This is a genomic window from Pseudomonas izuensis (genome assembly GCF_002356535.2).
GTDB classification, from domain to species: Bacteria; Pseudomonadota; Gammaproteobacteria; order Pseudomonadales; family Pseudomonadaceae; genus Aquipseudomonas; species Aquipseudomonas izuensis.
The window spans coordinates 4,340,567-4,360,078 of the sequence record NZ_AP017423.2; the positions used below are offsets into that span (position 1 = coordinate 4,340,567).

Annotated in this window: 17 protein-coding genes; 6 read left to right on the top strand and 11 right to left on the bottom strand. The window is 61.1% G+C overall.

The features are described 5' to 3' along the window. The first annotated feature begins 320 nt into the window (after positions 1–320). Positions 321–1,196: a LysR substrate-binding domain-containing protein gene (locus LAB08_RS19105; RefSeq protein WP_096510227.1), complete on the top strand. Its 876-nt coding sequence runs from the start codon at positions 321–323 to the stop codon at positions 1,194–1,196. 123 nt (positions 1,197–1,319) lie between these two features. On the opposite strand, the gene LAB08_RS19110 is transcribed toward LAB08_RS19105, so the two are convergent. From LAB08_RS19110 to LAB08_RS19140, 7 genes are all read right to left on the bottom strand, one after another. Further along, positions 1,320–2,684, bottom strand: a complete 1,365-nt coding sequence (locus LAB08_RS19110) for an MFS transporter (protein ID WP_096510226.1) — start codon at positions 2,682–2,684, stop codon at positions 1,320–1,322. A gap of 168 nt (positions 2,685–2,852) precedes the next feature. Continuing rightward, the gene (locus LAB08_RS19115) at positions 2,853–4,301 is read right to left on the bottom strand and encodes an NAD-dependent succinate-semialdehyde dehydrogenase (protein WP_096510225.1); all 1,449 of its coding nucleotides are present in this window, start codon (positions 4,299–4,301) and stop codon (positions 2,853–2,855) included. After that, positions 4,298–5,332, bottom strand: coding sequence for an aldo/keto reductase (locus LAB08_RS19120; protein WP_096510224.1), 1,035 nt, complete (start codon positions 5,330–5,332; stop codon positions 4,298–4,300). Before LAB08_RS19120 ends, LAB08_RS19115 begins: the two co-directional genes overlap by 4 nt. Positions 5,333–5,342: 10 nt before the next feature. Then, positions 5,343–5,855, bottom strand: a complete 513-nt coding sequence (gene fae / locus LAB08_RS19125) for a formaldehyde-activating enzyme (RefSeq protein WP_075948975.1) — start codon at positions 5,853–5,855, stop codon at positions 5,343–5,345. A gap of 373 nt (positions 5,856–6,228) precedes the next feature. Then, the gene (locus tag LAB08_RS19130) at positions 6,229–6,498 is read right to left on the bottom strand and encodes a pentapeptide MXKDX repeat protein (RefSeq protein WP_096510223.1); all 270 of its coding nucleotides are present in this window, start codon (positions 6,496–6,498) and stop codon (positions 6,229–6,231) included. A 46-nt stretch (positions 6,499–6,544) separates the two neighbouring features. Beyond that, entirely contained in the window at positions 6,545–7,318 is a 774-nt protein-coding gene (locus LAB08_RS19135; RefSeq protein WP_096510222.1) for a molybdopterin-dependent oxidoreductase, read from the bottom strand. Further along, a complete protein-coding gene (locus LAB08_RS19140; RefSeq protein WP_096510221.1) occupies positions 7,315–7,932 on the bottom strand; it encodes a cytochrome b/b6 domain-containing protein in 618 nt (205 codons plus the stop codon). Before LAB08_RS19140 ends, LAB08_RS19135 begins: the two co-directional genes overlap by 4 nt. A 285-nt stretch (positions 7,933–8,217) precedes the next feature. Here LAB08_RS19140 and LAB08_RS19145 point away from each other — a divergent pair, with 285 nt between their 5' ends. After that, complete coding sequence (locus LAB08_RS19145; protein ID WP_096510220.1) at positions 8,218–9,153, top strand: class I SAM-dependent methyltransferase; 936 nt, start codon at positions 8,218–8,220, stop codon at positions 9,151–9,153. A gap of 111 nt (positions 9,154–9,264) precedes the next feature. Here the strand turns inward: LAB08_RS19145 and LAB08_RS19150 are convergent, their stop codons facing one another. Further along, complete coding sequence (locus LAB08_RS19150) at positions 9,265–10,035, bottom strand: LuxR C-terminal-related transcriptional regulator (RefSeq protein WP_096510219.1); 771 nt, start codon at positions 10,033–10,035, stop codon at positions 9,265–9,267. 110 nt (positions 10,036–10,145) lie between these two features. Between LAB08_RS19150 and LAB08_RS19155 the strand changes: the two genes are divergently transcribed. Both LAB08_RS19155 and LAB08_RS19160 read left to right on the top strand, forming a co-directional pair. Continuing rightward, complete coding sequence (locus LAB08_RS19155; RefSeq protein ID WP_096510218.1) at positions 10,146–11,249, top strand: extracellular solute-binding protein; 1,104 nt, start codon at positions 10,146–10,148, stop codon at positions 11,247–11,249. A gap of 165 nt (positions 11,250–11,414) precedes the next feature. Continuing rightward, positions 11,415–12,545: a DmpA family aminopeptidase gene (locus tag LAB08_RS19160; protein ID WP_096510217.1), complete on the top strand. Its 1,131-nt coding sequence runs from the start codon at positions 11,415–11,417 to the stop codon at positions 12,543–12,545. Positions 12,546–12,877: 332 nt separating this feature from the next. Here the strand turns inward: LAB08_RS19160 and LAB08_RS19165 are convergent, their stop codons facing one another. Next, a complete protein-coding gene (locus LAB08_RS19165) occupies positions 12,878–13,504 on the bottom strand; it encodes a TetR/AcrR family transcriptional regulator (protein ID WP_096510216.1) in 627 nt (208 codons plus the stop codon). Between the two features lie 164 nt (positions 13,505–13,668). Here LAB08_RS19165 and LAB08_RS19170 point away from each other — a divergent pair, with 164 nt between their 5' ends. Continuing rightward, on the top strand, positions 13,669–14,109 hold the full coding sequence (locus tag LAB08_RS19170) for a hotdog fold domain-containing protein (protein WP_096510215.1): 441 nt from the start codon (positions 13,669–13,671) through the stop codon (positions 14,107–14,109). Positions 14,110–14,185: 76 nt separating this feature from the next. Here the strand turns inward: LAB08_RS19170 and LAB08_RS19175 are convergent, their stop codons facing one another. Then, entirely contained in the window at positions 14,186–14,908 is a 723-nt protein-coding gene (locus tag LAB08_RS19175) for a GNAT family N-acetyltransferase (protein ID WP_096510214.1), read from the bottom strand. 411 nt (positions 14,909–15,319) lie between these two features. On the opposite strand from LAB08_RS19175, the gene LAB08_RS19180 reads away from it, so the two are divergent. Further along, positions 15,320–18,736, top strand: coding sequence for an Ig-like domain-containing protein (locus LAB08_RS19180; protein ID WP_096510213.1), 3,417 nt, complete (start codon positions 15,320–15,322; stop codon positions 18,734–18,736). 95 nt (positions 18,737–18,831) lie between these two features. Here LAB08_RS19180 and LAB08_RS19185 read toward each other — a convergent pair whose 3' ends face one another. Further along, entirely contained in the window at positions 18,832–19,401 is a 570-nt protein-coding gene (locus LAB08_RS19185) for a YceI family protein (protein ID WP_096510212.1), read from the bottom strand. Between the last annotated feature and the right edge of the window lie 111 nt (positions 19,402–19,512).

Sequence of the window (19,512 nt, forward strand, 5' to 3'; positions counted from 1 at the left end):
CTCCCTGTATGCCTCAACGATTTCACGGGCTCTACTCCTCGCCCTACAGGTATGAGCAGCGGCGGCGAAGGAAATTCATTTTTGATACACGAAGACGACGAAATCAGGCGTCCTGCCATCTGATCCGGCATTGATTGCGCTCTTGATGACGCCATCGCTGCGATGCGGCGACCCGACAAGCCAGCTCCCACAGTGATCACCTAACCTGTGGGAGCTGGCTTGCCAGCGAAATCGTCAGCCCAAACAACGCTTGCATCAGCTCATTGCCAATAGTCAGATAGGCACCACAAAGCACACTCAAACAAATGAGCCCCCCCGCCATGCGTCAACTGCCCTCGCTCAACATGCTGCGCGTCTTCGAAGAGGTCGCGCGGCATCGCAGTTTCAGCCAGGCCGCCCTGGGCATGAACGTCACCCAGGGCGCGGTGAGCCGGCAGATCAAGCAGCTCGAAGACTACCTCGGCGTGACACTGTTCATTCGTACGCCCCAAGGGCTGTCGTTGACCGAAGCCGGCACCGCCCTCTCCCCGCACCTGAGCGATGCCTTCGATCATATCGAACGCGCCCTGCAAGCCGTGCGCGTGCCCAACCTGCGTCAGCGCCTGCGGATCGTGGCGCCGCCGACCTGGGCGACCCGCTGGCTGTCCGCGCACCTGCGCGCGTTCTGTCAGCGCTACCCGGACATCAGCCTGAGCGTGACCCACCAGGCCAGCCACGACAACCTTGCCGAGATCGACTGCCACATCCGCTTCGGCCTCGAAGCGGACAGCCATTGCCACAGCCAGCTACTGGTCATGGAACGGCACATCGCAGTCGCCAGCCCGGAGTTGTTCACCGACGGACAGCCACCCGACCTGCAGCGATTGCCGTTGCTGCACATCCTGCACAACGGCAAGCGCTTGAAGGTCTGGGAAAACTGGCTGGCGGCAATGGGCCGCGACGATGTCGATGCCGCGCAAGGGCTGGAGTTCAGCACCCTGGACCAAGTGATCCATACCGCCCTGGCCGGTGGTGGCCTGGCGGTGATCGACCGGCAGATGATCGAAAAGGAACTGGCCAATGGCAGCCTGTTGCCGATCACCCCGGTGGAGGTGATAGGGCCGTATGGCTATTGGCTGGATGTGGCGAATGACAAGTGGGGCTTGTCGAAGGTTCGGTTGTTTACCGAGTGGCTGGAGAGGGTCAGCAACCCTTGACACACCGCTACCCCCTGTAGGAGCAAAGCTTGCTCGCGATGGCGGCGTGTCATTCAACGGATATGTTGGATGGTCCGGCGCTATCGCGAGCAAGCTTTGCTCCTACAGGGGGCGTGCCAGTAGTTAGACCGGTGTTGCAGCCTTTCCGGCTACATGCATACCACCCTCCACCGGACTCTGCGCCTTGCACGCCTGGCTCAATGTCAGCGACTTGGTCTCCGGTGCCCAGGCCCAGGACAACAACGCGCCAATCCCCAGGATCGCCGCCAGGATGCCCATGGTCGGGCTCAGGCCGATCCCCGCCACACTCACCGGCAGCAGGAAGGTGCTGATCGCCGAGCCCAGGCGACTCACCGCCGTCGCCAGGCCAATACCGCTGGCACGCACTTCCGTCGGGAAGCTTTCGGCCGGGAACACGCCCACCAGGTTACTGACCGCCGACAACACCAGGGTGAACAACCCGAACACCAGCACCATCAGGAACGCCGCGCTGCCTGGCAGTACCGCCAGCAGGAACAGGGCGATGGCGAGAATGATGAATGAGTTGATCAGGAACCCGCGACGGGTGAATTTGATCGTGCACCAGATACCGATCAGTGCGCCGAGGATCAGCAGCATGTTCAGCATCAGTTCGGTGCCGAAGCCTTCGGCCAGGCCCATCTTCTGCAGGATCGACGGCAGGAAGGTATAGATGGCGAAGTACGGCATGACGATGCAGACGAAGAACAGGCAGTTGAACGCGGTGCGCTTGCGGTACTCGCGGCTGAACAGCACGGCGTAGCCGGAGCGGGTTTCGGTGGAACGGGTTTCGTCGAGTTCGACGTTGTCGCCCAGGTGTTTCTTGACGATTGCCCGCGCTTCGGCAATACGCCCCTGATTGACCAGCCAGCGTGGCGACTCCGGGGTGCCGATGCGTGCGATCAGGATCAGTGCCGCCGGGATCGCCGACGAAGCCAGCATCCAGCGCCAGGCATCGTCGCCGAGGCTGAGCATCGCGGTGCCGACAAAGGTCGCCGCCACATAACCGAAGGTCCAGATCACGCTGAACGAACCGAGCAACACCCCGCGATGTTTCTTTGGCGCGAACTCGGCGAGCATGGCGTGACCGACGCTGAAGTCACCGCCCAGGCCGATGCCGATCAGTACCCGGCAGAGGAACAGGCTCATCGCCGTTTCCACGTAGAACTGCATCACTGAAGCGAGGGTGATCAGCACGAAGCTGACCAGGAAGATTTTCTGCCGGCCGACCTTGTCGGAAATCCAGCCGAAAAACAGACTGCCCATGAACAGACCGATCAATGCCGAAGCGCCGATCAGGCCCTGCCAGAAAGCATCCAGTTGCATCTGTGGGCTCAGCAGGGTGAAGGCAATGCCGATCAGGCCGAGGATGTAGCCGTCGGTGAAATGCGCACCGAAGGTCAGGCCGGCGATCTTGATGTGAAAGCGCCCGATGGGCAGGTCGTCGATTTTTACCGGTTGTACGGACATGTAAGTCTCCAATTGTTGTTATTGACGGAGAAATGAAACCGATATTTCTGGTTTTTTTTGCTTCTGTGGGAGCAAGGCTTGCCCGCGATGACGGAGTGTCAGGCACCACAGGCTTCGACTGACACTCCGTCATCGCGAGCAAGCTTTGCTCCTACAGGGGGGGGCCCCTTACAGGCCACCCATCAACAGGTATTTGATTTCCAGGTAGTCATCCAGACCGTACTTCGAACCCTCGCGACCCAGGCCCGATTCCTTGATGCCACCGAACGGTGCCACCTCCGTGGAGATGATCCCTTCGTTGATCCCGACCATGCCCGCTTCCAGGCCTTCGGCCATGCGCCACACGCGGCCGATGTCGCGGCTGTAGAAGTAGGCCGACAAACCGTAGGGCGTGTCGTTGGCCCGTTGCAGCACCTCGACCTCGTCCTTGAAGCGGAAGCACGCGGCCACCGGGCCGAAGGTTTCGTCCTGGGCGATCAGCATGTCGCTGCTGGCTTCGGCGAGAATCGTCGGTTCGTAGAAAGTGCCGCCCAACGCATGGCGACGGCCACCGCACAGGACCTTGGCGCCCTTCTCCACCGCGTCGCTGACATGCAACTCGACCTTGGCCAGCGCCGCCGTGTTGATCAGCGGTCCCTGTTCGGTTTCCCCTTCCAGGGCATTGCCCACGCGCATTGCCGCCACCGCTTCGGCGAGTTTGCCGGTAAAGGCTTCATACACGCCGTCCTGAATGAAGAAGCGGTTCACACAGACACAGGTCTGCCCGGTGTTGCGGAACTTCGAGGCCATCGCGCCCTTCACCGCCGCGTCGATATCCGCGTCGTCGAAGACAATGAACGGCGCGTTGCCACCCAGTTCCAGCGAGACCTTTTTCAAGGTGTCGGCCGCCTGGCGCATCAACAACTTGCCGGTGCGGGTGGAGCCGGTGAACGACAGTTTGCGCACGATGCCGGAGGCTTGCAGCGCGCCGCCGATGGCCACGGCATCGCCGGAGACCACGTTGAACACACCCGCTGGAATGCCGGCCTGCTCAGCCAGTACCGCCAGGGCGAAGGCCGATAGCGGCGTTTCTTCCGACGGCTTGAGGATCATGGTGCAACCAGCCGCCAGCGCCGGGCCGACCTTGCGGGTGACCATGGCCAGCGGGAAGTTCCATGGGGTGATCGCCGCGACTACGCCGATGGCTTCCTTGACCACAATGATCCGCGCATCGGCCTTGTGGCTCGGAATCACATCGCCGTAGGCGCGCTTGGCTTCTTCGGCAAACCACTCCAGAAAGCTGGCGGCGTAGACCACTTCGCCCATGGCTTCGGCCAGCGGCTTGCCCTGCTCACGGCTGAGCAAGGTCGCCAGGTCCTTCTGGTTGCTCAGCATCAACTCGCCCCAGCGCTTGATGCGCTGGCTGCGTTCCTTGGCGGTCAGCTTGCGCCACGCCGGCAAGGCGCGATTGGCCGCTTCAATGGCCAGCTTGGTTTCTTCGGCGCCAGCCTTCTGCACATCGGCGATCAGCTCGCCGGTGGCCGGGTTCAGCACCGGGTAGGTCGCCCCGGCGCTTACCCCCTCGCCGGTAAACCAGTGCCCATTGATGAAATTACCGTGCCGCACCAGAGCGCTCATGCCACGGCCTCGGTCAGGGTGAAGCGTTCCGAACCCGGACGGGCCGAACGCAGGATACGTTTGCCGGCGGTGTAATCGTTGATCACGTCGCACGGGGTGTAGTTGCGTTCCAGCTCATGCAGTTCTTCGGCATCGAGTTTGGTGTCCAGTGCTGCAAGGGCGCTGTCGAACTGCTCGGTGGTGTCGGCGCCGACCAGCATGCAATCCACGCCCGGATGATTGGCCACCCAGGCCTGGGCGATCTGCGCGTTGGACACGCCACGGGCTCGGGCCACGCGCTGCACCGAATGAGCGATCTCGAACGAGGCTTCGTCGCTGTACATCTGCTGGGTGAAGAAGTCGGTCTGGTTGCGGGTCGATTGCACGTCACCGGTCAACAAGCCACGGGCCAGCGGGCTGAACACCGACACACCGATGCCCTGATCGCGGCAGAACGGGATCATCTCGCGCTCTTCTTCGCGGTAGGCGCAGTTCAGTTGCAGCTGCATGTTGATCGGCTTGACCCAGCCATTGCGCTCGCAGGCCATGAGGATTTTCGCCAGTTGCCCGGTGAGCATGGTCGACACGCCGATGTAGCGCGCCTTGCCCGAGCGCACGATGTCGTTCATGGCGCTCATGGTTTCTTCGACCGGGGTGTTCACGTCGAAGTAGTGCAGCATGAACACGTCGACGTAATCCATGTCCAGGCGTTTGAGCGAGGCGTCGATGCTGTCCATGATGTGCTTGCGCGAATGGCCGCTGGCGTTGATCCCGGCGCGGGTGCCGTAGCCGACCTTGGTGGTGATCACCAGGTCTTCACGACGGACCAGGCGCTTGACGATGCGCCCCACCACTTCTTCGCCGACGCCTGCGGAATAGAAGTCCGCCAGGTCGATGAAGTTCACACCGTTGTCCAGCGCGTACTTGACGATAGGCTCGCTTTTCTTTTCATCGAAGATCCACGGTTTCCAGTCCGGAGTACCCATGTTCATGGTGCCCAGGCACAGGCGGGAAACTTGCAGGCCGGAGTTGCCCAAACGGATGTATTGCATGGCGCGGACCTCAGGCTTTTGGCGTGTAGAAAGGGTTGCTGATGTGGTTGACCACATCCTTGAGCTGCGCGGTTTCCGGCTTGCCGGTCAGGGCGGCGCGGATCGCGGTGCGGCAGGCGTTGTAGTTGTTCAGGTACACCGCATCCAGGTCGTCGCAGGCCGGGTTGACCCAGTTGGCGGTGACGATGGCCCATTCGTCTTCGGCTTCCGGCGGCAAGGTGCCGTCCAGCAGCGCTTCGAGAACGGCCTTGGCGATACCGGCCTGGGATGCACCCCAGGTGGCGTTGCCGTGCAGGTCGCTGCCGATCGCGGCTTTGTTGACATACAGGGTCATCGGCTTGACCGGGATGTTCGGCTGGGCGATGACCATGAACGGGCAATGGCCCTGGCTTGGCGAAGCCAGGCTATTGGCGAACGCTTGCCCTGCCGGGCCGTTGCGCGGGCCGATCAGGATGTTGATGTGCGCGGCGTTCACGCCAGGGCCTTCGAAACCTTCACCGATGTACAGATCGAGTTCTTTCATGAGCTTTTACTCTTCAGGGAGTTGGGTTGATCAGAGGTGCACGCAAACCGTAGGGATTGCGTGGTAAATGTCGGGGTTCGAAGAGCGCAGCAGGTCGCTGGCGAAGACGCGGCAGTGATGAATGATCATGGTTGCAAACGCTCTTTTTTGTTGTTGATGAGCTGGTTTGCGATTTTTTAACACTGGGGGTTGGCGGGGCTGTAACCATATAAAATCATGGGGGTATGACTTCAGGTCATACCCTCTCAAGACATGCAAAAAACCTGTGGGAGCGAGCCTGCTCGCGAAAGCGGTGGGTCAGCTGAAACCATGTTGACTGACACTACGCATTCGCGAGCAGGCTCGCTCCCACAATGGATTGTGGTGTAAGGGGTTATTGCGACACAGCGTCCTTCTTCATCGCATCCTTGGACATGGCATCTTTTTTCATACCGTCCTTGCTCATGGAATCGTTGGACATGCTGTCTTTCTTCATCGTGTCCTTGGCCATGGAATCCTTCTTCATGGTCGTGTCTTTTTTCATGGTGTCCTTGGACATGGTGTCTTTGGACATTGCGTCGTTACTCATGGTGTCGGCAGCGAATACGCTGGCGGCGCCGATTGCGAGGCACATGGACAGTGCAACAGTGGTCAGCTTTTTCATGATGAAACTCCTTGCTCGTTTTTGAGGGTGAAGTGTCCAGGCTTCGTCAGCTGCCACCAAACCAGTTGTAGCCCTGGTCTTCCCAGTAGCCACCGCTGTAGGTGTTGCTGACGAAAATCGCCTGGATGTGTTTGGGGTTCTTGTAGCCAAGCTTGGTGGGCATGCGCAGCTTCATCGGGAAGCCGTACTCGCGCGGCAGTACCGCACCGTCATAGGTCAGCGTCAGCAGGGTTTGCGCATGCAACGCAGTGGCCATGTCGATGCTGGTGTAGTAATCGTCGGCACACTTGAAGCCGACGTATTTGGCGTCTGTGTCGGCGCCGATGCGCTTGAGGAAATCACTGAAGCGCACGCCGCCCCAGCGCCCGATCGCACTCCAGCCTTCGACGCAGATGTGCCGGGTGATCTGCTCGGTCTGCGCCATGGCGCGCAACTCTTCGAGACGCCAGCTGCGCTTGTCCGCGACCAGGCCGGTAACTTCCAGGCGATAACCCTCCTCCTCCACCGTCGGTGCTTCGTCGATGCCGTAGAAGGCATTGAACGGAAACGGCCGGGTGATCATCGACGCCGGATAGGTCGGTGCCATGGCATTGGGGTTGAACAGCCAGCCCTGCACCCGATCGTTGAAGCGCGACATCGACGACAACGCGGTTTCGACGCTTTCGTTGTCGGTGAGGTTGCAGCCGGACAACATGGCCACGCCGCCGAGGGTCAGGCCACGCAGCAGGAAAGAGCGGCGGGAGCGGTCTTCGATCTGCGGCGCGAGGATTTTGCGAGCGTCGGTCAGGATCGACGACTCATCAAGGTTGGACTTTTTCATACGGACTCCTTGCGACCGACGATCATGGCCACCAGCGTTTTTGGAACCAGCGCAACCATCACCAGATGCACCGCCACAAACGCCACCAACAGCGACATGGCGATGAAGTGCACATACCGCGCCGCCTCGTAGCCGCCCAGCAGCTCACGCAACAGCGGGAACTGCACCGACTTCCACAGCACCAGCCCGGAGATCACCAGCAACGTGATGTCGACCATTACGAACAGGTACGCCAGCCGTTGCACCTGGTTGTAATGGCTCAGGTCAGCGTGACCGAGTTTTCCACGCAACGCTGACCACAGGTCATGCAGGACGCCTTTGGGCGAGACCGGAAAAAAACGTCGTTTGAGTCGGCCACTGAGCAGGTTGATGAGCAGATAGGCGAAGCCGTTGATCACCAGGAACCACATCGCCGCGAAGTGCCATTGCAAGGCACCGCCGAGCCAGCCACCGAGGGTGATCGATTTCGGGAAGCTGAAGTCGAAAAGCGGCGAGGCGTTGTAGATGCGCCAACCGCTGGTGACCATCACCAGCACCGCCAGGGCGTTCAGCCAATGGGTGAGCCGCAGCCAACGGGGGTGGCTGGCCTTGGGTGAAGCAGTTGACTGCGACATGTCCGGGCTCCTTGTTGTTGTTCGTTGGAGCCGAGTATGGGAGCGACAAGATCGCCAAATCCTCACGCAGAGTTAAATTATTCGTGATAACTCGCAGCCTTCAAAAACTCTGTGGCAAACCCTGTGGGAGCGAGCCTGCTCGCGAAGACGGCATACCATTCGGCACTAATGTTGACTGACACACCGCCTTCGCGAGCAGGCTCGCTCCCACAGGGGGTTATGTGATCCGCTGATGGTGCAACTATGGTTAAATGCCGCCCCCTCAAAATTGCCGACCCTTGACCGATGAACCCAGACGCCCTCGCCACTCTCCAAGCGCATTTGCTGACCGCCCTGGCAGCCGCCCCCGCCGAAACCCGCCGCCTGTTCCACGGCCGTGGTCGCTGCTGGCCGGGGCTGGAGCAGTTGACCGTGGACTGGTTGCAGGGTGTGGTGCTGGTGGCGCTGTTCAAGGAGCCAGAAACTTCGCAACTGGAGGACTTGAAGCAGTTGCTGATGGCGATCATCCAGTCAGCGCAGTGGGCAGAATCGGGTGCGCATACGCTGTTGCTGCAACATCGCTACCTGCTGCAAAGCACCACTGAATGGCTGCTGGGGGATGTCATCGAGGAAATGACCATCACCGAAGGCGGACTGAAATATCGGGTGGATCTTGGCCGCAAACAAAACACCGGTCTGTTCCTCGACATGCGTTATGGCCGCGACTGGGTGCGGGCCAATGCCGAGGGCAAACGGGTACTGAACCTGTTCGCCTACACCTGCGGTTTCTCGGTGGCGGCTATCGAAGGGGGGGCCACCCACGTAGTCAACCTGGACATGTCCAGCCCGGCCTTGAGCCGTGGCCGCGACAACCACCGGCTCAATGGACATGACCTTGGCAACGTCACCTTTCTCGGTCACGACCTGTTCAAGTCCTGGGGCAAGGTGATCGGCAAGGGCCCGTACGACCTGGTGATCATCGACCCGCCGTCTTTTCAGAAAGGCAGTTTCCTGCTGACCAAGGATTACCAGCGCGTATTGCGTCGCCTCCCGGAATTGCTGACTCCGCAAGGTACGGTGCTGGCCTGCATGAACGACCCGGCATTCGGCGCTGACTTCCTCATCGACGGCGTGACCCGCGAAGCGCCGAGCCTGCGCTTCGAGCAACGGCTGGGCAATCCGCCGGAGTTTCCCGATGCCGATCTTGAGTGTGGGTTGAAGGCTTTGGTGTTCCGGCAGTAAGACCGAGTCGCCGCCATCGCGAGCAGGCTCGCTCCCACAGGGGAATGCATTTCAACTGTGGGAGCGAGCCTGCTCGTGAAGGGGCCGGCATGGGCCACCAAAAAATCCGGCTTATCGCGGCTGCAACACCAACGCAAACAACTCCCCATGCCCGTTCACATTGAGCTTGTGATACAGGTTGCGCCGATGCACTTTCACCGTTTCCGGGGAGATGCCCATTTGCTGGGCGATGGCCTTGCTGGAGAAGCCCTGGAGGATAAGTCGGGCGGTTTCGATTTCGCGCACCGACAGGCGCGCGTCGAAGCGATCGAGCAGGGTCGCCAGATCGCCGGCCACCGATTCGGCCACCGGGCCTTGCGGGGGCAGCAATTGCAGGTGCCGGCGCATGGCGGCCAATACCCAGTCACGCACGCACAGCAGGCGGCCCTGCTCTTCCAGCGTGAAGCGCGCCGAGCGTCCCAGGGACAGGCCGAGCACGGCGCCGTCGACGTTGATCATGAATTGCAGTTCGTCACCGCCGACCACCGAGCGGAAGTAACTGAGGTAGTACTCGCTCTGCTGGAACTGATCGGGGGCCACCGAATCGAGGCTGTGCAGACCGTCGGCGATGCCGGCACAGACCGCCAGGTAAAACGGATCGAGCAGGTACATGCCGGCGCAATAATCCGCCAGATCTTCATGCTCGCCACTGCCCTTGGAGTCGAAGTCGATCAGCAGGCGCGGCACCCTTCCCGGCTGAATCACTGCCACCAATGCGTTGTCCATCGGCACCAGCAGTCGCAAGGTATCGATGAGCGCACGCCAGAATCCGTCCTCGCCGATCGCGCCGAACACCCGCGCCAGCCCCTGGTGCAGCGGCAACTCTTTCAACAACGCGTCCACTCACTACCCCTTTCGAGTAACCCATGATGGGAATGGGTAACGGCCACCCCGGTCGATACTCTGCAAGCTCCTGAATATTACCGGCCGTAGCAGGCCAGGAGTGCCGCATCATGAGTGGTCACCGCTCGTATTTCAATCTGGGGTTGGGCGCCTGCCTGGCGGTTTCGCTGTCGGCGGTTGCCACCGAAGGCCCGACCGTTCACGTCTACAACTGGTATGACTACATCGGCCCCGACACCCTGCATGACTTCAAGCGCGACACCGGAATCCAGCCGGTCTACGACACCTTCGACAGCGCCGAAGTGCTGGAAGGCAAACTGCTGACCAGCCGCAGTGGCTACGACGTGGTGGTGGCCAGCAACTTCAGCCTGCCGACCCTGATCAAGGCCGGCGCGCTGGCCCCGCTACCCCGTGCCGAGATGCCGGATTTCAAGAACATGGACACCGACCTGCTGGCGAAACTGGCCAACAACGATCCGGGTAACCAGTACGCGGTACCGTACCTGTGGGGCACCAACGGCATCGGCTACAACATCGACAAAGTGCGCGCGGTGCTCGGTGACAAGGCGCCGGTGGATTCCTGGGACCTGGTGTTCAAGGAAGAGAACCTGGCCAAACTCGGTGAATGCGGCGTGGCGATGCTCGACTCGCCCTCGGAAATGCTGCCGGTCGCCCTGCACTACCTCGGCCTGCCGCCCAATAGCACCAACCCCGAGGACTACAAGAAAGCCGAAGCGCTGTTGCTCAAGTTGCGCCCGCATATCGCCTACTTCAACTCCTCGAAATTCATCAGCGACCTGTCCAACGGCAATATCTGCGTGGCAGTGGGCTGGTCCGGGGCGATGCTGGAAGCCAAGGCCACCGCCGAGCAGGCCGGCAACGGCGTGAAGATCGCCTACAGCCTGCCCAAGGAAGGCGCGCCGGTGTGGTTTGACACGCTGGTGTTGCTCAAGGATGCGCCGCATCCACAACAGGGGCTGGCCTTCATCGACTACCTGATGCGTGCCGAGGTCATCGCCCCGGTCAGCAATCACCTCAACTACCCCAACGGCAACCGCAATGCGACGGCGTTGGTGGCCGAAGCGACGCGCACCAATCCTGCCGTGTATCCATCTGCCGAGGCACTGGCGACCTTGTTCACCTTGCAGCCGTTGCCACCGGCCACTGAACGCGTGCGCACGCGGATCTGGAGCAAGGTCAAAAACGGACAGTAGTCCAGACACCGCAATCCCCTGTGGGAGCGAGCCTGCTCGCGATAGGGCCGTCAAATTCAACATTGATGTTGCCTGACCTACCGCTATCGCGAGCAGGCTCGCTCCCACAGGTTCAGTGCTCCATCCCCTTCACCTTTGCGCCACTCATTTGAAGAAGAGAACCTCATGAAACCACGTGCCCGCGACCTGAACATTCAATTTGGCCAACTGCAACCCGGCCCCCTCAATGCCATCACCGATGTGCCCGGCGTACGGGTCGGCCACAGCAACGTGCGAGGCCGTACCGCCAGCGGCCGCGACATTCTGACCGGCGTCACCGTGATCGAACCCCGTGCAGGGTCCGCCAGCCGGCAGCCGTGCTTCGCCGGTGTCCATGTGCTCAACGGCAACGGCGACGCCACGGGGCTTGAGTGGATTCGCGAGGCCGGCCTGCTGACCAGCCCGGTCGCCTTCACCAACACCCATAGCCTGGGCGTGGTGCGGGACGCATTGATCGTGGTGGACCGTGAACAGCAACCGGATGACGGGCGGCTCTACTGGAACATGCCCGTGGTGCTGGAAACCTTCGACGGTTTGCTCAACGACATCAACGGCTTTCATGTAAAGCCCGAACACGTGGCCCAGGCCGTGCAATCGGCGGTGGGCGGACCGGTGGCCGAAGGCAATGTCGGCGGCGGCAGCGGCATGATCTGCCACGAATTCAAGGGCGGCATCGGCACCGCGTCGCGGTGTTTGAACAGCGCCCAGGGCGGCTGGACCGTCGGCGCCATCGTCCAGGCCAACCATGGCATCCGCAACGAATTGCGTGTCGATGGCTACCCGGTCGGGCGTTACATGGAGCAGGTCGATTCACCGTTTCTCAAGGCCTCATTGCCGCACCCGGGCATGGGTTCGATCGTGGTGTGCCTGGCCACCGACGCACCGTTACTGCCGCATCAATGCACGCGCCTGGCGCAGCGTGCCAGCCTTGGCCTGGCACGCACTGGCGGCGGCAACGAGGACCACAGCGGCGACATTTTCATTGCCTTCGCCACCGGCAACGCTCACGTGCCACCCGCCGCCTACGAGAGCAAACGCGCGCCGACCACCGACCACCTGAGCATGGTCAATAACGATCACATCAGCGAATTGTTCCTGGCGGCGACCGAAGCCGTGGAGGAAGCCATCATCAATGCCCTGCTCGCCGCCGAAACGACCGAAGGTAATGGACATGCCGTGCCGGGGCTGGATGCCGAAACGCTGCTAAAGGCCCTGAATCAGGCCGGTTGGCCGGGTGAAGGTCTTCGCAGAAGCTGACACTTGTGGGGGGATTCGACTAGCGGTACTTGAGGGCGAACCCCCATCTTTCTACGATGAAGTTGCGCAACCGCTTGCTTGCCCAAGCCGTTGCGTAGGTGGTGAGTGTACTGAACCCCTATCAAGCTCACCGCCTGCTTCATGCGCATCTTGAGCCTCAATGGCTCCACTTCTCCCCATCAAAGAGCTTTGAGGCTCTTTTTTAACCTTCTGAAAACCAACACCCCCCCTTGTGGGAGCGAGCCTGCTCGCGATAGCGGTGTGTCAGTCAACGTTGATGTTCCTGATACACCGCTATCGCGAGCAGGCTCGCTCCCACAGGGGGGGATGATTCATTGGGTTTCGGTAGCGGCGACCGAGCGCCAGGCGGCCTCGGCCAGCATCTCCCGGTACGCCTTCGGGCTGCCCTTGACCCGGCCCGACAACCAGGCGCGGCAGTAACTGTCGGCCTGCCCGATGATCAGCGACAGTATCAGCTCAGCCGGAATGTCCCCCATTTCAGCTCGGCGCGCCGAGTCAAACAGCCACTCCATCAGTTGCTTGTTGCGCGCCTTGTTGCGGGTGGCGAGTTCGTCCTTGAACGGCCCCTTGGTCACGGCAAATCGCGCGTGGTATTGAAAGCGCGCCCACTCTGGCTGGCTATCGACCCAATCCACGTAGCTGTACACCAGGGCGTGCACCCCCGCCCGGGTGGTGGCGGCGTCGGCCATGTAGCTGTCGCGCAGCCTGGCCTGGTCGTCCAGCGCAGTGAAGTACAGCGCGGCCACCAGGCCTTCCTTGTTGCCGAAGTGGTGATAGATCGCGCCAACGCTGGTGTCGCATTCAGCGCGGATCATGTCGATGGTCGTGGCCTCGATTCCCTGCTCGTTGAACAGTTTCAAGGCCTTGCGAAAGATGTCGCGCTTGAGTTCGGCGCGGCGGCCGGGGTAGCAGCGCTCGAGTAAATCTGAAGTTTCCATACTCAACACAGACCGGAAAATGCATGGGTGAAGGCTGGCGATCGCCAACGGGAAAGTGGCGCTAGGTTGACAGATTTCTCTTCGACAGAATACTGTTCCGTTACAGAACATTGTTCTGTTACAGAATACTATTCTGCCAATACATCTATCAAAGAGGCTTCAACATGAGTCAGTTCCTCAGCATGTTCAACAGCGCAGGCCCGGAATCATTCAGCAAAATGGCCTGCCAGGTGGCGCCCTATTTCTCCACCATCAACCCCCTGGTCACCGACCTGCGCAAAGGCTCGGCCATCGTTCAGGTGCCGTTTGCCCGGGAGATCACCAACCACCTGGGCACCGTTCACGCGATTGCGATGTGCAACGCCGCCGAACTGGCCGCCGGAATGATGACCGACGTGTCCATCCCCGCAGGCGCGCGCTGGATTCCCAAAGGCATGACGGTGGAATACCTGGCCAAGGCCAAGAGTGATGTGACGGCGGTGGCTGATGGCGAGGCGGTGGACTGGACGACGGAGGGCGACAAGATCGTGCCGGTGGACATTCACGATGTTGAAGGCAAGAAGGTGTTCACGGCGCGGATTACGATGAATGTGAAGTTGTCCTGATCCTGAGGCCGGATGCAGATGACTTGTGGGAGCGAGCCTGCTCGCTCCCACAGTTGACCGAGTTGGCAGAGGGTAATCAGACCAACCGCAACCGCGGCCCACTCACCGGCACCGCCCCCTCCCCCAACCGCTCGCGCACGAATTCATTGGCTTTGCGCGTCAGCTGGTCCAGATGCCGGTCCCGCTGCTTCTCCGCATCGACCATTGCCCGCTTGCCGTGTTTTTGCAGCAGGTACGTATGAATCTGCCGCACCTCCAGCGAGCTGTAGATCGACGCCACGTCCAGCAGCGCCATCAAGCCGTCGCTGCCGTGGTCGCGGGTGTTCATCAATACCTGGGTCGCGCGCACGCCCACCACTTCAAAACCCATCGCCTCGAAATACGGCACCTTGGCCACCGCGCACGTCAGTTCGGCATGGGGATATCGACCGACCATTTCTCGCAGCATCCTGCGTGCAACGCCCTGGCGCCGATGGCTGGCATGCACCGCCATGTAAGCCACGCCGCACGCCTCGGGATCGTCCTTGACGGGCAGGTACAACAGGAATCCGACGACCTGCTCCGGGTCATCCAGGTCGGTGGCGACAATCAACTCCACATCGATCCCTTTCGCCCCGTTCAACGCCTCCAGATACAGGTGAACCTCGTAGCCGATCGCGTATTGGTAAACGTTGTACAACAGATTGCTCGGAGGGATCGCGACCATGCTGATGTCGGTCAGGTTGTCCACCACCATCTGCAGGATCTGGCTGTTGATGTGCTCGGGGCACGGGGTTTTGAAATGAGTGATCTGGGGCATTGCGGGGGCTGACTCCGGGGATGGGTGCAAAGCGTTCGTCGCGGGGTTGCCTATCATACCGCGCCGAACGGCATTGCTCCGACTTGCCTGCAAAGGCGTCTGATGCCCGGGCAAATCATTTGATAATGCCTCTCGTTTACTTATGCGAGCCACTCATTTTGCCCAGCCCACCCGCGAGTGGTGAAAGTAACCCAATGAAATAAGGGAATTTTCCCCGTAACTGAGGAATATTCCCCACCACTGACCGCCACACCGGAGCAACACTCTGAAACAACTTGCTAATTAATCGGGACTTTTGTCCTAGTGCTCGATGATGGCCCAACAGTTGCACCGGCCCTTGCACCGCAAGTGCAGTCGTCCCCCACGTCGGGATGGCGGATTCGCCAATTTGGCAAATCTCAGGGGAATCATATGAAAAGAACAACACCCGTATTCAGTTCGATCAGCTTCTTGCGGAGGTCCAGCGTGGCCTCTGTCATGCTGATCACCGCCAGCCTGACCTCAGTCAGCGCAGCCCCCATCGACGATGTCAGCCAGCCGCCACCGACAGACCCCTCGGCCTACTCCAATCCAGCCACCGATCCGGTTGAAGCAGCGGCTGAACTGGAAGCCTTGAAATCCATGCCCGAAGCCAACCAGGGCTCGATCGCCCTGCCCAACGGCGTGTACGGCGACAAGAACACACCCCGTGCCGACAACGTGCTGCCGCCGTCCGCGCAGACCTCGTTCAACTACCCCACCAACGGCAAACCCAGCCCGTTGTTCGGGGCGCAACCCTTCACCCAGCAATTGCTGCTGTTCGAAGAATTCGGCCCGGAAAAACTCGACCCGACGACTCCGCCACCGACCTTGACCTTCCCGGTCCCCACCGCCGGCCCGGCGCCGCAACAGGACCCGAACAGCATCGCCCGCAGTGGTCCATCCAGCGCCGCGCTGGAGGCTTTCATGCGCCAACCGGGATTGTTCCCGTATCCGTCGCAGTACTCCAACGTGCTGGACCGCAACCCCTGGCAGGCGCAGATCGAAGCCTTCCTCAACCGCCACCCGGTAGGTTCGCCGGCCGAAGGCCGTCCACCAGGAAAAGGCTGGTCGCACCAGCGCTGGAACGAGTTCTATCCGCAGACCGCCTACAAAACCGTGCAAGCCGGCGCCCGGACCAACATGGGCTTGCGCGACCGCAAGCAATTGCACAACTACGCCGTCGGTGAATTCGGCCCTGGCGGGCTTTACTACCAGACCTCCGACATCCCCACCACGATAGGCACCACCAAGGGCATCGACGTGCGTTTCCATTCGAACATGCCGGTGCAGAATCACAATGCGCTGTGGACCTTCGACGGCACCGTGCCGCCCAAACTGCTCATGGTGCGTTATGGCCAACCCCTGATGATGCGTCATTACAACGCCCTGCCGATCGACCCCGCCGCCAACATGGGGTTCGGCCTGCACACCATCAGCACCCACGAACACAACGGCCACTCCCCTGCCGAGAGTGATGGCTACGCCAACGCGTTTTTCTTTCCGGGGCAGTACTACGACTATCGCTGGCCGATGCAGCTGGCCGGTTACGACACCATCAACACCACCGCGTCGGACCCACGCGCGGCCTTCCCGTGCGCGCCGGGCGAAACCTTGTTCGTCAACGATGCCACGCCAGGGCTGAAGACCTGCCAGAACGGCACCATCAAGATTCGCGGCGACTGGCGCGAAACCATGAGCACCCACTGGTTCCACGATCACATGCTCGATTTCACCGCGCAGAACGTCTACAAGGGCAACGCGGTGATGATGAACTACTACAGCGCGCTGGATCGCGGTAACGAGGCAATCGAAGACGGCGTCAACCTGCGCCTGCCCAGCGGCTCGGCGCTGCCCTGGGGCAACCGTGACTACGACGTCAACCTGGTGGTGGCCGACAAGGCCTGGGACGCCAACGGCCAACTGTGGTTCAACCCGTTCAACACCGACGGCTTCCTCGGCGATCAGATGCTGGTCAACTGGCAGTACCAGCCGAAACTCAAAGTGCGCGCACGCAGCTACCGCTTCCGCATTCTCAACGGCTCGGTATCGCGCTACGTGAAGATTGCCCTGGTGCGTGAAGTGGCCGGCAACAGCGGTGAGTTCCCGGGGCCTTCCGGCTCCAACGTGTCCTACAATCGCGTACCGTTCCACATGATCGCCAACGACGGCAACCTCATGGCCCATACGGTGCCGTTCGACGGCAGCATGGACCTGGACGGCGACGGTAACCTGCAAAACCACAACGCCATCTTGCCGGTGCAAGGCATCGCCGAACGCTACGACATCATCGTCAACTTCGCGAAAAACGGGATCAACGTCGGCGACAAGCTGTACTTCGTCAACCTCCTGGAGCACAAGACCGGCAAGGGTCCTGAGAAAAACGCGCTGAGCCTGGCCGACGTGCTGTCCGAGAAATACAAGGCGGTGATCAAACAGGGCAGCAAAGGACCGGAGTGGGACAAGGGCGACCCGGTGGTGGGCAAGTTCCTGCAATTGATCGTGCAGCCTTACAGCGGCACGGATGTGAGCATGAACCCGGCCGATTACGAGCCCGCCAAGCCAGGCAAGGCGGCAGGCAAATTCATGATTCCATTGACCATCGATCGTGATAACCCGGCCGACCAGGCCAAGCTCAAAGTGGCGCGGCATCGCGAGTTCACGTTCGGTCGCTCCGATGGCACCGACGAAGCGCCATGGACCGTCAAGACCGACGGTGGCTTTGGCTACACCATGGACCCTCGCCGCCTGAGTGCCGCCCCGCAACTGGCCAACGGCCCGACCGATGCCGGCTTCTCCGGTGACGGCACCCTCGAAGTGTGGAAAATCAAGAATGGCGGCAACGGCTGGAGCCATCCGGTGCACGTGCACTTCGAGGAAGGGATCATCCTCAGCCGCGACGGCAAGGCACCGCCGGAATGGGAAAAATGGGCGCGCAAGGACGTGTACCGCATCGGCGACGGCCTCGACAGTTCGGTGGATGTGGAAATGGCGATTCACTTCCGCGAGTTTGCCGGCACCTACATGGAGCACTGCCACAACACCCAGCACGAAGACAACTCGATGCTGCTGCGCTGGGATGTCGAGCACCCGGGTCAGTTCCAGTTGATGCCAACGCCCCTGCCCGGCTGGGACGGCGTCACCTACGTGAACACCGCGGCGCTGCCGACCTTCCGCAGCGGTGGCACCGGTGACGATAACAACAACGAAGGCGAGAACAAAAAACCCGTGGCCAATCCTGACAGCGCGGCCAGCAGCAACGGGCAAGCGGTGACCATCAACGTGTTGGCCAACGACACCGATCCGGACGGTAACCTGCCGCTCAAAGTGGTGGGCCTGAGTCAACCGGACTCCGGCCAGGGCACGGTCACCACCGACGGCGTGCGTGTGATCTACACACCACCAGCCACTGCCCCCGCGCCGTTCACCGCGACCTTCACCTACCAGGCCAGCGATGCCAAGGATGCGGTCTCGCCACCGGCAACCGTCTCCGTGGCGGTGACGCCTGCACCGGCGGTCAACGAAGACCTGGTGGTGACCAGTGCGACCGTCACCGTGCGCAGCAACAACCGCTACACCTGGGACCTGGCCGGGACCACTTCACGGGGTACGGGCAACACGCTGACGGTCACGGCGACGACGACCGCCGGCCCGCTCAACCTCGGTAACGCGATCCTCACGCCGACCGGCACCGGGGCTCGCTGGAGGGTATCGGCCAGCACCACCGGCGCCGGCCCGACACCGAACCCGACCGTGACCATCACCTCGACCTTCGGCAAGTCGGTGACGGCGCCCATCGCGGCGCACTGATGTAACGTTGACTGGCGCCCGGTCCATGCAATGTGGACCGGGCGTTGATCGTTTACGTCGCGAATGCGCTCACTCGGATTGGGCGTGCCCACCCACTAGCGCTGCGGAGCGACCATCCGAAAGCGGATATTGATCTCGTTGGAAACAACCGTATCGGCCCATTCGCCTTCACCGATCTTGAAATCATTGCGCTCCAGCTTCAGCTCGCCTTCGAAAATGCCGATGGCGTTTTCCTCTTTCAGCAAGACCGGTACCGACACTTCCCGGCTCAGCCCTCTGAGTGTGAGCTTGCCGGTGATCTGGTAGCGGTTGTTGCCAATGGCCTTGAATCGGGCCGACTCAAAGGTCGCCACCGGATATTGGGCGGTGTCGAACCACGCCGGCTTTTGCAATTCAGTATTGGCGTCTTCGCTGCCGGCATCGATGCTTTCGAGGTCGATGGTCAATTTGGCGTGCGCCGCTTCGGGGTGGCGGGTATCGAACTGCAGGGAACCCTGGAACTTGCCGAAGGTGCCATAGACCCTCGAGCCCATCTGGTTGTAGGTGAAACTGATGGTACTGGCCGTGGGGTTGACGTCGGTGTATTCGACCGCACCAGCGTCGGGCAACACACCGAGTGCCACGATAGCGAGCAAAGCAGGGAAACGCGGGAATCGAGAGTTCATGGAACACTCCGGGCCGGGGCGCCCTCATGGGTTGAAGTGCCGTACACACAAGCCGGCATCAGGAGGACTAAAGCAAAGAACAGTTGTTTATTCCACCTTGAACAGCCGACG